At 36.6% G+C, this 12,571-nt stretch carries 16 protein-coding genes; 3 read left to right on the top strand and 13 right to left on the bottom strand.

Translation table 11 applies throughout. The features are described from left to right. Position 1 precedes the first annotated feature (1 nt). The 5 genes from BK126_RS26495 to BK126_RS26475 all read right to left on the bottom strand — a co-directional run bounded on the left by BK126_RS26495 (position 2) and on the right by BK126_RS26475 (position 3,191). Positions 2-190 carry a hypothetical protein gene (locus BK126_RS26495; RefSeq protein WP_076315494.1) on the bottom strand — a complete coding sequence of 63 codons (189 nt, stop codon included), beginning with the start codon at positions 188-190 and terminating at the stop codon, positions 2-4. A 395-nt stretch (positions 191-585) separates the two neighbouring features. Then, positions 586-1,221, bottom strand: coding sequence for a hypothetical protein (locus tag BK126_RS26490; protein ID WP_076315493.1), 636 nt, complete (start codon positions 1,219-1,221; stop codon positions 586-588). Positions 1,222-1,268: 47 nt separating this feature from the next. Next, positions 1,269-1,646: a hypothetical protein gene (locus BK126_RS26485; RefSeq protein WP_076315492.1), complete on the bottom strand. Its 378-nt coding sequence runs from the start codon at positions 1,644-1,646 to the stop codon at positions 1,269-1,271. Positions 1,647-1,748: 102 nt separating this feature from the next. Next, positions 1,749-2,651 carry a tyrosine-type recombinase/integrase gene (locus BK126_RS26480; RefSeq protein ID WP_076315491.1) on the bottom strand — a complete coding sequence of 301 codons (903 nt, stop codon included), beginning with the start codon at positions 2,649-2,651 and terminating at the stop codon, positions 1,749-1,751. 48 nt (positions 2,652-2,699) lie between these two features. Next, on the bottom strand, positions 2,700-3,191 hold the full coding sequence (locus BK126_RS26475) for a hypothetical protein (RefSeq protein WP_076315490.1): 492 nt from the start codon (positions 3,189-3,191) through the stop codon (positions 2,700-2,702). 797 nt (positions 3,192-3,988) lie between these two features. On the opposite strand from BK126_RS26475, the gene BK126_RS26465 reads away from it, so the two are divergent. Beyond that, on the top strand, positions 3,989-4,288 hold the full coding sequence (locus BK126_RS26465) for a hypothetical protein (protein ID WP_143757806.1): 300 nt from the start codon (positions 3,989-3,991) through the stop codon (positions 4,286-4,288). 734 nt (positions 4,289-5,022) lie between these two features. Here BK126_RS26465 and BK126_RS26460 read toward each other — a convergent pair. Further along, positions 5,023-5,316: a hypothetical protein gene (locus tag BK126_RS26460; protein WP_076315487.1), complete on the bottom strand. Its 294-nt coding sequence runs from the start codon at positions 5,314-5,316 to the stop codon at positions 5,023-5,025. 181 nt (positions 5,317-5,497) lie between these two features. Next, positions 5,498-5,704, bottom strand: coding sequence for a hypothetical protein (locus tag BK126_RS26455; RefSeq protein WP_076315486.1), 207 nt, complete (start codon positions 5,702-5,704; stop codon positions 5,498-5,500). A gap of 392 nt (positions 5,705-6,096) precedes the next feature. Here BK126_RS26455 and BK126_RS26450 point away from each other — a divergent pair, with 392 nt between their 5' ends. Both BK126_RS26450 and BK126_RS26445 read left to right on the top strand, forming a co-directional pair. Then, positions 6,097-7,023 carry an HNH endonuclease signature motif containing protein gene (locus BK126_RS26450; protein WP_218639268.1) on the top strand — a complete coding sequence of 309 codons (927 nt, stop codon included), beginning with the start codon at positions 6,097-6,099 and terminating at the stop codon, positions 7,021-7,023. Between the two features lie 124 nt (positions 7,024-7,147). Then, entirely contained in the window at positions 7,148-7,696 is a 549-nt protein-coding gene (locus BK126_RS26445; RefSeq protein ID WP_076315484.1) for an SMI1/KNR4 family protein, read from the top strand. 335 nt (positions 7,697-8,031) lie between these two features. Here the strand turns inward: BK126_RS26445 and BK126_RS26440 are convergent, their stop codons facing one another. The 6 genes from BK126_RS26440 to BK126_RS26420 form a co-directional block, all read right to left on the bottom strand. After that, on the bottom strand, positions 8,032-8,967 hold the full coding sequence (locus BK126_RS26440) for an S-4TM family putative pore-forming effector (protein ID WP_256703058.1): 936 nt from the start codon (positions 8,965-8,967) through the stop codon (positions 8,032-8,034). A gap of 2 nt (positions 8,968-8,969) precedes the next feature. Continuing rightward, positions 8,970-9,974: a nucleotidyltransferase family protein gene (locus tag BK126_RS26435; protein ID WP_076315483.1), complete on the bottom strand. Its 1,005-nt coding sequence runs from the start codon at positions 9,972-9,974 to the stop codon at positions 8,970-8,972. 380 nt (positions 9,975-10,354) lie between these two features. Next, positions 10,355-10,885 carry an SMI1/KNR4 family protein gene (locus BK126_RS26430; protein ID WP_076315482.1) on the bottom strand — a complete coding sequence of 177 codons (531 nt, stop codon included), beginning with the start codon at positions 10,883-10,885 and terminating at the stop codon, positions 10,355-10,357. 40 nt (positions 10,886-10,925) lie between these two features. Continuing rightward, positions 10,926-11,072, bottom strand: coding sequence for a hypothetical protein (locus BK126_RS29580; protein ID WP_179085606.1), 147 nt, complete (start codon positions 11,070-11,072; stop codon positions 10,926-10,928). Positions 11,073-11,137: 65 nt separating this feature from the next. Further along, the gene (locus tag BK126_RS26425) at positions 11,138-11,851 is read right to left on the bottom strand and encodes a sigma factor-like helix-turn-helix DNA-binding protein (RefSeq protein ID WP_076315481.1); all 714 of its coding nucleotides are present in this window, start codon (positions 11,849-11,851) and stop codon (positions 11,138-11,140) included. 104 nt (positions 11,852-11,955) lie between these two features. Next, positions 11,956-12,570, bottom strand: a complete 615-nt coding sequence (locus tag BK126_RS26420; RefSeq protein ID WP_076315480.1) for a hypothetical protein — start codon at positions 12,568-12,570, stop codon at positions 11,956-11,958. Position 12,571 lies beyond the last annotated feature (1 nt).

Genomic DNA, 12,571 nt, shown 5'->3' with positions numbered 1-12,571 from the left:
GCTATTGAAAGTCAGAGTTGTTGAGGTTTCTATAATTATTCAATACAAATTGCTCTATTCTTCTCTTAGCTATCACATTCTTATTTTCTTGCTCAAGTATGTCAGCAGTGATTTCATCAAGCACCTTCTGCTTCAAGTTTATACTAATTGTTTTCACAATTTCTTCCCTTGGCTTTCTAGGTCTACCCATATATTATTCCTCATCTCAACCCAATTTTTAAAACCCAATATACTCCTGTATAGAAATGTAGATACTGCCATTAAAATTTTATCTGAATCTTCCCAATCACTTAGTTTCTCTGGTAAAAAATCAAAAATGGACTGACCTTAATTATTTTACTGTAGACTCTTTTGATTAGTGATCTATTGATTGATGGGGCAAGGATTTGAACCTTACATGGAAGAGGTCACCCGATATGAAGCCGACTTTTGCTTCACCCTCTGCGTTAACGTCTTTGCATACTGCGTCTACCGATTCCGCCACCCATCCAAGTTTACATGCTTGAATCCGCCGACCGTGCTAATAAGCATTTGAAAGGGGCCGCTAAACCTTGTTAGGCGCCTTTCCTTTCTGTTAATTGAATGTTACTGTTCATCATAAAACGTGCCTTCTTTGATGCTGGTTATCTTTTCATCAAACAATTTCTTATGACCTTCATCACCATTAGCCAGCGAGTGTAACCAATCATAATGGCCCTGAATGATTTCTTTTTTTAGCGCCTCACGCTCTCTTTCTTCATATATACTATCGTGTCGCCATGTAACAAAGTCAAAAGTTGCTCCCATTGCGTGCTGGTGTAGATTGTGGTGTAAATGTAACCGACCTTCCTTTTTCCAAAGATCATAACTTACCTCCCCCAATACAATTTGAAAACCACCATTATAATTTTCTTGAATTTCACTATTTATTTTTGATTTAGTATGTCCTGTAAGATAAGCCAAAAAATCTACAGCCATCTTCTTATTGAGCTTCTTTGATTCCGCTTTTTTTTCGTTTTTTATACAATCTTCAATTTTATCGCCATCTACAATGCATTCTAATGCTTCTTGAAGACTTATGTATGATACATTTCGATTAATTCGATTTTCGTTATATACAAACGTTGAATAAGGTTTCAATCCTTGATAAGCAAAGACACCTTGATCGTCTGACAAAGCATATATAGTCCAGACTCTTCCTTTATAGTAAACTACCTTATCATATAAATCTTGATTCAACATAAGTGATCCCTCCTAAATTGATTGTTATTCCATAGGCAATACAACTACTACGATTCTTCTTTATTCTCTCGCTTTCTTATTTCCTCTGCAAACCATTTATCAAACTCTTCCTGATTATATGTTTCAGCGTATAGTACCAAGTCAACAATTGCCTGTTCTCTAGTTTCAAATTTCAATTCCAAGTGATTCGCATTTTTTTCGATAAAGAGTTTTATCTCTTCATCTGACATATTCTCAAAATAATTAACTCCATACTTTCTGATCTCTTTGAATTCTTTATACATATGATCTGTAATTCTCTGCTTTCCGGAATTAACTGAATTTTCAAGAAGGATAGATTTGTCTTTTAGTTTTCTATTTGCAATACGCATGAATATCAGAAGCCCTACTAGTACAATGATTAAAATAATATCTAAATTCGTCATTTACACCTCTAAATAATATTCTTCAGCTGTATACACCTAATAAAAAAGAGGCTGAGTCTCTCATTAAGCATCTCTTCTGTCGCCTTATGTCCCTCCGTTTATTTAAGTCCAAGATATAGATTCTACTGCTGCCGTTAGATCTTCCATTCCTGGAGTCGTGTAGATCATGGTCATTTGGATATTTGGAGTTCCATCCTCTTTATAATGTCCCATCAACATAGCTACTTGCTGCAGATCATTACCAGCACTAATTAAATCATGGCCAAATGTATGCCTTAATGCATGGCAAGTCAAATGATCAAAGCCTGTTCGTTTTCTATAATTCTCAATCATGTGCTGCACGCCTCGCACTGACATTTTCTTCGATCGCTGAGAAACAAAGACATACGGACTCTCATCCATTCTTTCTTCAAAATAACTTTGAAGTGCAGATCTAACTTCACTAGCTAGCGGTATAATCCGATCTTTGTCTCCCTTACCTCTGACATAAACGCTGCCGGCACGTGCGCTCATCGTAATTTCACTTTTGAGCAGATTACAAAGCTCATGTACCCGAAGACCCGCCCGAAGCATCAGAAGCACGATCGCATAATCCCGTTTACTGTTCTGGCCCCTAACTTCCCGAAGAAACGCATTTTGCTCATTACGACTCAGCCATTTTGGAGTTCGTCTTGCTGCAGGTGGTTTTTGAATAGGTCCTACCGGATTGTCGGGGATTAATCCTTGCTGAGCAAAGAAACGAAAAATCCTATTTAAGTGTACAAAGGTGAGCTGCATTGAACTTGGTTTAGCGGGCTGCCCTTGCTTTCCTCCAGAAATAAGCATGTATTTTTTATAATCAGAAATATCTTTCTGAGTTGCCTCACCTGGTTCTTTTAAATTAGGATCGGATTTTCTCATCCATTTCTCGAATTTGTTCCAGGTAGATATGTAATTTATAATCGTCCGTTCGGAGATTCCTGACTGACGCAGATGATGTAAAAACAATCCGAACATCATAGACATCTCTTTTAGTCTCCTCCTTTCCCAGCCAAGATACGTTCCTTTAAATTGTTATTCATTTTCTTCCCATGGATTGTACAGATAAGTAGAGGATCTAGTTCCGGCAATCAACTCTTTACGTATAACATTCAAATCTTCATAAGATGTTCCGTCCCATCCCAACCAAGTAGCCAAGAGATCCTCAGAATGTTGGCTCCAAATATCAATTACTTGATACAAGGAAAGCTTGATTCCTTTCTCATCGAACATCTTTCTTAACTTATCACATAAAGGTAGATCTTTTTCTACTAATTGAATGTTTTCAAGGGAATTTTCTTTTTCATACAAAAATTCGATAGGCACTAACTCTCCTAAATAAGCTTTTTCAATAATGTTCCTAGGAGCGGTTACTTTTAAAACCCAATCCCCCAGCCGGTTTGCTTTACCTGTTTCAGTATAATTTGTTCCATAAACTTTCATAAACAAGTCTATCAATAACTCTTTACTAGAGTTTAATGAACGATCGGAACCACCGCCACCCATTCCATGACCCATAGTATTCATCTTTCCTTTCTCTTTGAAGTAAATGTTTAAAAAATATATGATAGGCAATACTAAAAATTAAGCATAGGAGAGTCGGCCGACCCTCAACTACATATGCACATGAATGATGGCGCGCGCCACGGTATCTCTTTGGCCAAACCAAGGAAAGTAGATACTTAGCTGGAAACTGACGGGTTTCCAGCTGTTCGTGTTGCTTATGTATTTATAAAAAGACCCTTCTATAACCAAAAGTGTTTTTTGCCTACAATACTTTTTTTATGAGGATAAAAAATCCAATCAATACCTTTTCTAATTAAGCAGCCTATCTTCAGTGTTACATAAAATCCAACAACAAATACGATCTGTTGAAAAGTATTCATAGACATAAACCACTCATAAAATTGCAATCCAATATCCAAGCCTTACATAACTTCCAATTATGTATTGAGACTCCTTCATTTTACTACTATAGAAGATGACGAGTTTTTTTACTCTTAGCGAACGGTCCAATGCGGTTCCGTTTCTACTATTATATCATTTTTCGTCATCTTCTGTATAGAGAAGATGACGAGTGATGAAACTCCTTCTCTCTGTCCGGAATCATCTCCTCCTTTACTTTAGGTTACTTAAAGTATATACTTTAGGTAACCTAAAGTGAAGGAATGATTTTACATATGATTTGTATGAACTGCGGAAGCACAAATGACACTACTGATTTTTTGTCCAATGGCGAGAAAGTGATTTTATGTGTTAATTGTAGATTTGATCTGGCTACCGGGAAACTGAAGCTCCCACTCAAAACGATGGGACGGCCCTCCTTGGGAATCACCAAAAAAGTTTCACTTACGATGACCAAAAAGTTGTGGGAACACTTGGAAGCAAAATCCTACAATAACCGTTCTGAATACCTTCGCTCTTTAGTGGATCGTGATTTTCAGGAAATGATAAGCGATGGACAGTGGGATAATGGAGCCTGCTTGGGTTATGCGATTCTTGGAGCCAAACGGCTTGGCTATTCACCGGAACAGATCGAGCTGCTGGTTCAGGCGATCAACGGAGAATTTGATGTGATTTCAGTTGGTGAAGCTCGGAATGAGTATGAAAGCTCCGACTACTAAACTAGAAGCCCTCTTCAAAAAATAACCTTAGAAGAGTGTAGACAATGGATTGATGTTTCAGCTGACACAGCAATATTAGTCTGTATGGCGCCAAAACTTTATGCGTGACATGAACTGGAAATTTCAACATGAGAGATGAAGAAGAGGATAAGCCAAGCCTTCTGACAAAACTCTCTCACCTCTTAAAACAAATTTCACAAGGATATACAGTATTTGTTATCAGGAACGGAACAGTTTCGTATATATAAATCCCATTGTGGCCAATCGGAATTAAAAAACCTGGCATTAATCATGCCAGGTTTCTTCAGGTTTAAGAATAAGTTCATTGTCGTCTTCATCCAAATAGTCACATTCTGATATTGATACCAACGGAGATATTGCATTTGTCGTTCCTAACTGCTCTCTTAAGTTCGTTGTTTATTAAATAAGAGATGCCGCTGGAGGACTGAACCACAATAAAATGGGACAAATTAAAACACTTTAAGGAAAACTATCTCGTAAGATACGGGATAACCTTTAAGGTGTTATTTCGTTGACGCAAAAGCCAGCTATTCACTAGAATAAAGTTGAAAGTCATTGAAACCAATGGACGGAATTCCAAGAAATGATTCATTCTAATAAAAACAATTAGAAGGCGATTTATTTGAGGCAACAAGCTACTTAAACTCTTTTGTTGATCCCTCCTCACAAACCAGAGTCAAGTCTGCCTTTTAAGATAGATAATACTTCTTTCCTTATTCAAAATATCCATTCATAGTATCCCACATTTTATTAAACTCATTTTGCTCCATAGAACGACCAACCGAGAGTAACTCTGGTTTTTCATTCGTTAATGGATCAAAATTTTGAAACTCTGCTTTTGTTGGGCAAGCATAATTCTTTGTGTTTAACATCATTTCTACTTTATCTTTAAAAGGCCGATCCAACAGTTTAACTACAGCGATATCCCCTTCTCTATATTTAGTCGCTGAGTAATGAATAAGAAAATATCCTTTTTCAAATCGGTATTCAATAGGATAACCTGACATTATACACCTCCAGATTCTTCTTCTCTGTTCTCGAACTATTCCATATGGTATTAAATTACCATATCAGCAGTATAAATCTACAAGCTCATTACCGCAGCCCGGGCAGACTCTTTGCATATGATTTATCTCTTATACTCTTTGAATCTATTTAGATTTACATATGCTTGTGTCACTTCAATAATTAAATTTTCTCCAGTTCGGACCAGGTATCGTTTATGGCTTTAACCGCTTTGTCCTCATCGTCACACACTTTGGTGTAGTGATGGTTGAAACCACCTGCAGCTGTAGCTACTGCCGCGAGAGATGCCATCCACTTTCCATTATCCAGTTCCCCAATTGCCCCTATAAATTCGCTACCTTTGATGATTCCTGTCCTTACAACTTTCATATCGACTTCACTCCTCATTTCATGATGGCTTGCCCCTTTTACATTTTCGCCAAAAATGAATTTCGTATACTTTATTTGAAGAAGAAGTCCAAAGTAGCTCCGTAATTCTGTCCAGAGTAATCAATTACATATCGTTAAAATTTTTTTCTTACATATAATAATTAGGTTATATACCGGGAAGATAAATTTTTTAAAAAAATATATTGATCTATGTTACCGGGCCCGAGATTGCAAACAAAGAAGAAGGAAAGTGAACAGCTTATCTTGCTGGAATTAAAGTGATGATAGGGCAAGAAATCTTTTTAGAAAAAAAGGAACAGGGTGAAATTTGTGGAATAATGTATAAATTACCAATTTATCATGGTAAAATACACCACAAAGGAAAGTGTAGAATGAAGAAATTATTGGGAACAGCTTTAGCATTAACCATGTTTTTCACCATGAACTCCTCAGCATTTGCAACAACACCTCAAGAGATTGCTTCACAAAACGTTTCCACAACTGTAGACTTGCCTACTTCTTTCAGTGAAACTCTTTCAACTCATGTTTCCATTGACCCGTCTGAATCAACTGAAAGCACGTCCTCAATTGATAATTCTACAACTGTAGATTTACCTACCTCTTTCAGTGAAACTCTTTCAACTCCAATTTCTATTGCCCCAACCGAGAATAAAACTGAGAGCGAAATTGAGCCGTTATCAAACCTTGTCTTAATCAATATTAATCATGATTACTCCTATGATGCTTCCAAACTTGAACATAGACACACTTTTAATATTGATGCACCAGGTACTCTAATAAATCCACCAGTAGACGCAGTTTTTAAAATCATGCGTTCGGACACACAGTATGGTACTTATACAGAAGTGAAAAGATTAGCAGTAAGTAATGCAAGTTATATTACAGATCATGTGGTTAGTATCCCTCGTAGAACAGGGCACTATAAAGCTGTTATCGAACTTTATCCGCGTAGAACTACTGATTTTATTGCTTCACCTGTCGAAGGTTCGTCGAAACTAATTAATAAAACAGGTAACCTATGGATCTTTATATTTAGTGACAGTACATCTGGTAAGAGCTTAGAAAGACCACCTGCAAATTATGTTAAAGGATATTTACATGATCGGATTAGCAATTTAAATACGGTATATAAAAATTGGTATGATAGCACCTACCCTAACGCAGATTTAAATTTATCACTTTATGATATCCATCACATTAAGCCTCTGGAGTATGGTGGAAGTAATGCGATGTCTAATTTGATACACTTACCAAAAGCTTTGCACGGAAGTGTCTCAGGCTGGTTCAACGGCTACTAATCCTCTTTGAAAAAACCTGGCGGTATAGCTACGAAGCTAATCCGCCAGGTTTTACTTAAAATAGATGTGCGATTTAACAAAGAATCGACTAAAATACATACCAAGGGGAGGTAGTGATAAAACTATGAATGAAGAAGATTTTTTCCCAGCCTTAACCATTGAGTCTTTGATTGATATGCTCAGAAAGTTCAGCAAAGATGAATCGAAAAAAATCTATCATTTGGGTGTTGTAGTCGATTATTTCTTTAAACTGAATCCGCCTGCTCCAAGCTCTGAAATAGCTTGGATTGAAAGAGAAAGTGGATTAATTTTACCAGATGATTATAAACGCTTCTTAATGCTTGTTGATGGACTACAATTTGGCAATTGGGAATGTGAGATTTGTTCTATTAAACGTGTAATGGATTTTTATTTTGTATTTGAGGATTTCTACCCGCCTAACATGCTAGTCATTGCTACTGCTGAAGGAGCTTCTAAACATATTTTGCTTCAGGTTAATGAAGATGGGTACAAGTTATTCGTAACATCCGCTATAGGAGAGGGCTATATGTGGTTACTAAGTGATGATAATCTATTAACCTTTTTTGATAAGTTTATTAGTACGTATGGCTTTCCTTTTTGGAAGATGTATAAAGATGAAAGTACCGCGATAATGAAATTTAATGTAGATTAAAACATGGAGCTTCCAGGCGCACCATGTTCTTTTTTTTGTGTGAAATAAGGAATAAAAACAGCCTGGGATGCAATCGAGCTGCAGCCCATATTCGGCCATCTGTCCATGATTTGTTCAAAGGCAGTATCACCAGAGAGAGGATCCAGGCCATGCGGACACACCGAAGCTCGAGCGATGACGACGGTAGATCGATCCCGCTGGAGGGGTTGTGGGCTCCTTCCTCCACATCAAAGAGCAGCCTGGTGATGGCTGCTCCTAAAGTCGTTCTTATAACCATATACTTACTTTGCTAGAACAAAAACGAACATGCGCATCATTTACTAAAGATTATAATGTCAATGCGATGGTTTCGATTTTTTATATGTATCGACAACCACTTTTGCAATCTCATTCATATCTTCTTCTTGCTGATTCCTATTTCGAAAGTAAAACCAATCCGACACCATTAGTGCACTACTTCGATGTTTATAGATCTCATTCTGCAGTTTTCTTGAATGAATACCAAGATTACGACTAGAATTTTCTATTAATCGTTCCCATAGAGATTCCGCTTTATCCGATACTTTTTCTAACTGATAAATGGTGTTTTGGTTACCCGCGTATCTTTTATAAATAAAGTACCCGATTGGGAATAGTGGAACGAGAATAGACGTCAATGTTTCAAAAACCGTTTTATTAAAAACAAGTGCTACAGTGATCAGTAAAACAACGGAACCAAAGAACAGTATAAACAAATACTTCTGATATGCGTTTCTAACCTCAGAATCCCACGAAGTATTTACTTTTTGACACATGACTCGCCCAGCTGCTATATCAACGTTGGAGTATACTGTGGGATACCAATTTTTCAAATTCTCGAGAGATGCATTTTTTTTCTTATACTTAAGAGCTGTGGATCTCAAGTGCTTCATAGCCTTCTCCTTAGGTCCACATAAATCTTCATTCCAATCCAGTTCAAGCACTTTTGTATCAAAAAGTTCTTGATACCTGGCAGCTTTCTCTTTTTTTTCTCTTACGACCTTTTCAAAGATATCATTTATGATGATAACTAGAATCGATAAGAGAGTAATGGTTCCTAAATACATAGGATTGGATGGGGAAAAAGTTTTCAATAAAGGAAAAGTGATCGGTAAGGCTACACAGATAAGAAACTGATAGCTTGATGCGTTTTTAGCCTCATAATACATCTGGCGCATGGCCGCAAGAAGGTCAATACTTCCCTCCTCATTTTGTCGTACAGAAATAGGATTAGATTCTTGCTGTATATTCATGATCATCCTGTATACGTCGGGAACTGACTCCCGAGTATCTCTCTCCATTTATTAATTGACGATTTGTGATCTCCGGATGTTGTCTCAAAGTTAATCGCTTCTACTGCTTTGTCATAGTCAACAAGTGCTTTTGAAGCGATTTTTTGCTTATCTTCAAATGTTAGAAGATTCAAATTCCCTTGTATATTTTTGGGATCATTGATGTCATTATAAATTGCCGAAGATATATGGTGTAATAAGTCACGCAGCTCTAAATCAATGTACTCTGTGACGATTAATTTTGAATCATAATAGGCCAGAATAATACTCTCAAGTAGATACGAACCAATCGTAGGCATTGTAGCTCTCCGGTTCCAGTATTTCATTAAGCGGATAGCATTAAGCACCTTACCATTATGTTTCTGATTGACATTGGTGATATTATCGCGGTCTATCCTTGGATCTGTTTTCTTCCAATGACCATTACCATCAGGGATTAAATAAAAACTTCTGCCGTCATTTTCTGCACTAGTCATGAAGCAAGGTACAATGTCAAACGTCCAATCATACGTTTTAAGTTCCAAGGTCGCAGCTTCTTGGTTCCTTTTTATCTCAGCACTTTTATATTGAGATATTGTTTTAAGCTCACTAACGAACTTATTAATCACTTTCCGAGAATTTAATTTAGTGCTATTCTCATGAGTGAGAGATAATAAATTAGTAGCAGCATCTGCTACTGTTATTTCAATTTTCCCAAAATAATCTTCTAAATATGTACTTCCCTGAGCGCTTAGTCCAATCATTAAGTCGATATCATCAAGTTCCCGAATTTTAGTTTTTCTCGCAAAAGACCCGAAATGGATATCCACATCACTATATAAACTGGGGAACCCCTCCTTTGATCCAAAGTTATCAATTTGATCAAGCAACCAATCTCTGCTTTTTCTTGCAGTCGAAGTTATCTCTGAATCCAAGTTGACGGTATTTTTCATGAATTCATTAAATGCAGTGTTAACAGTCGTTGCCATTATATAAACCCCCTCTACTCACAAGACAATTATCTATATTTTGTGTCAGCTATAAAAGAATACATCAATATATTGTGTTTGTAAACAGCTTATTCCTAGTTGTAAAAATCAGGACCCACCCATCCAACGAGTGGTCCTGATTTAAGTTATCTCATTCGGAAGCATACTTTCCCCGCTTCCCTGGATGCAGTCGAGTTGCAGCTCGTAGTGGCCATCTGCTTATTTGTCCAACAGCAGCATGCACTAGGATCCGGGCCATTGAGACACACCGGCCCGATCGAGCGATGACGACGGAAGATCGTCCTGGTGCAATATGAAGGGCTGTACATCCCTTCTTCACAACAAAAGAGCAGCCAATGATGGTTGCTCTAGTTCATTTCTTATAACCAATCCCAATATTTATTTCCTTGGCAAACGATAAAGCGATTTAACCATGTTTGAAAGTCGCAATTCAAACTTCTCATATATTCTATAGGCGAATAACAATCATTAACATACATGTAGGTTGATTTGCCCTCAGACACTTCTTTAAGATTAATGAAGATATACTCCTGTAGAATATAAGCAACATTTAGAAGTTCAGGTTTCTCATAGGTTGAGTCAATAATTTCTTTCTGTGTTAACACTTCATTTAAGCCATATATATCATTTTCAGAGCCATCTTGAGGATGCTCAAAAAGACGACAACCATCAGTAGTACTTAGAAAATCCTCATAGTCAAGCGGCAGCTTAAATTCTAAGTTAACTAAAAGCTTTGAGGCGATTAAATCAGTACTTACAGGATTATTGAACTTAAACGTGTACATCTCTTCAATACCATGAATATTATAGGCACGTTCCCTATTATTGATGTCTCCTGTTCGGGTAATCAAACCTTTAAGTCCCTGGTTGAGAGTACTTTTTGTGCTCATGAATTCAACACCCTTTGCATATGGTCAGAAAATGGCTGACTTAAACCTTTCGTTCTTTTCCAAACATTTTATGTTCTCTTTTTAAAGCTTTATCTGTTTCTTTTTTTGCCTTGTTCCATATACTAGGCAATACTTTTTCAAATTGGGTTTCAATATTTTTATGTCGATCTGAATCATACGTATTCAATTGCAACACCCTCCACGATATTGGTGTAAAAACAAATACATCATCTCCATAATCATAAAATCCTTCTAATTACTCTTCAATTGTTTCTTTATGATCTTTAAAATTTGACTCACCCTAGATTGGCTCACATTTACTTTTGAAGCTATTTCATGTTGTGTTAAGCTTGGTACTCTCTCTATCAATTTTTGAATTATGTAGATCAATTCTTTTTTTCTTTTATCTTTCGACAGATCTATTCCATTTAAAGCTTGTTCTTGTGCATATTGATTCTTAATCTCAATAAGCAATTCATCTTCATTTTGTCTCTGCCCCATTTCTTCAGCAGCTTTTTTAAGTTGAGAAATCCTACCTTGTTTAACTCCCATTATTTCAGCAATTTCTCTTTGTTTTAGATTTGGCATCGATTCAGAAAGCCGTAAGTATTCTTTTACCATAATTTCCGTTTTGTTTCTGATCCACTTTCGATTTTCTTTTGAATGATCCGCTAGCACCTCTTTAGTTGTTGCGGTTTCTTCAGCACTTCGTAACAAGGATTTCTTTCCGATCTTTAAATTAGATGTACATTCTGCACACAAAAATTTTCCTTTAAAATATAGCGTTGTCTCAATGTTGTCGCAAAAGTAACAACCTGATGTATATTTTCTGAGTGCAAGTATGTCATTATCTACAAAAAACTCAATAGCATCTCCAATATTAATATCTAATGTTTCACGAATTTCCGATGGTATCACAATTCTTCCTAAATTATCTAAAGGGCGTTTCATCCCTGTTCTTTTCATTAGATATCTCCACCTCACCGTACTAATAATGGAAATATTTTAACATATGTTATAGGTTTATATAAACAACTATCCTAATCAACGATAAGCCGGCTGCTCTTACATCAAATCTTTTTTGCTTTTAATAATTCTTGAAGAACTCTATCAAGTCTCCTTTTCTCCTTAAGTGATTTTTCAATTATGTATGCAATCACCATCGGAACCGTTATATTTTCCTGTGAATCAAGAGTTAGGTAAGTAGCTACCGACTTCACTTTTTCCCTATCTCTGTCTGAAAGTCTGTATTCAACTAATCGAGCTAGATTTTTAAAGAGGATATCTTTTCTTCTGATCATAGTCCCAAGTAACAGGGAAGATGCCATTTGGATGGAAGAATCCAATGCAAAGGCCAATGATGATACCTTATCATGGTCCGCTGCTAAAAACCTCATGTATAACCTCTTCTTTACTGCAATTCTTGGTTTAAATGCCTTTCTCTCCTTAACACCAAATATATAACGGTTCTCCCACTGTAGATCTCTCCTAAAGTAATGTTGTATATTATCAATAATATCACTTGAGTTAAAAGCCTCTATACATAGAAATTCTGCAACTGTCTTCATAGGCATGTCCAATATATAACTTATTCTTGAAATCTCATCATAATCGCTCATAGAAAGCGGAGATGCTACGGCCCTCTTCTTATCCGATCTTACCTTACGCTCTATTACATTCCCCATC

It is taken from the genome of Paenibacillus sp. FSL H7-0326, assembly GCF_001955535.1.
GTDB classification, from domain to species: Bacteria; Bacillota; Bacilli; order Paenibacillales; family Paenibacillaceae; genus Paenibacillus; species Paenibacillus shunpengii.
Note: the sequence above shows the minus strand (reverse complement) of the source record. Positions and strands in the feature narration are given on the sequence as shown.

Excerpts from the sequence above, each read along its gene's own strand:
- BK126_RS26495 (WP_076315494.1), bottom strand. The coding sequence starts at position 190 with ATGGGTAGACCTAGAAAGCCAAGGGAAGAAATTGTGAAAACAATTAGT.
- BK126_RS26490 (WP_076315493.1), bottom strand. The coding sequence starts at position 1,221 with ATGTTGAATCAAGATTTATATGATAAGGTAGTTTACTATAAAGGAAGA.
- BK126_RS26485 (WP_076315492.1), bottom strand. The coding sequence starts at position 1,646 with ATGACGAATTTAGATATTATTTTAATCATTGTACTAGTAGGGCTTCTG.
- BK126_RS26480 (WP_076315491.1), bottom strand. The coding sequence starts at position 2,651 with ATGTCTATGATGTTCGGATTGTTTTTACATCATCTGCGTCAGTCAGGA.
- BK126_RS26475 (WP_076315490.1), bottom strand. The coding sequence starts at position 3,191 with ATGAATACTATGGGTCATGGAATGGGTGGCGGTGGTTCCGATCGTTCA.
- BK126_RS26460 (WP_076315487.1), bottom strand. The coding sequence starts at position 5,316 with ATGTCAGGTTATCCTATTGAATACCGATTTGAAAAAGGATATTTTCTT.
- BK126_RS26455 (WP_076315486.1), bottom strand. The coding sequence starts at position 5,704 with ATGAAAGTTGTAAGGACAGGAATCATCAAAGGTAGCGAATTTATAGGG.
- BK126_RS26450 (WP_218639268.1), top strand. The coding sequence starts at position 6,097 with ATGAAGAAATTATTGGGAACAGCTTTAGCATTAACCATGTTTTTCACC.
- BK126_RS26445 (WP_076315484.1), top strand. The coding sequence starts at position 7,148 with ATGAATGAAGAAGATTTTTTCCCAGCCTTAACCATTGAGTCTTTGATT.
- BK126_RS26440 (WP_256703058.1), bottom strand. The coding sequence starts at position 8,967 with ATGAATATACAGCAAGAATCTAATCCTATTTCTGTACGACAAAATGAG.
- BK126_RS26435 (WP_076315483.1), bottom strand. The coding sequence starts at position 9,974 with ATGGCAACGACTGTTAACACTGCATTTAATGAATTCATGAAAAATACC.
- BK126_RS26430 (WP_076315482.1), bottom strand. The coding sequence starts at position 10,885 with ATGAGCACAAAAAGTACTCTCAACCAGGGACTTAAAGGTTTGATTACC.
- BK126_RS26425 (WP_076315481.1), bottom strand. The coding sequence starts at position 11,851 with ATGAAAAGAACAGGGATGAAACGCCCTTTAGATAATTTAGGAAGAATT.
- BK126_RS26420 (WP_076315480.1), bottom strand. The coding sequence starts at position 12,570 with ATGGGGAATGTAATAGAGCGTAAGGTAAGATCGGATAAGAAGAGGGCC.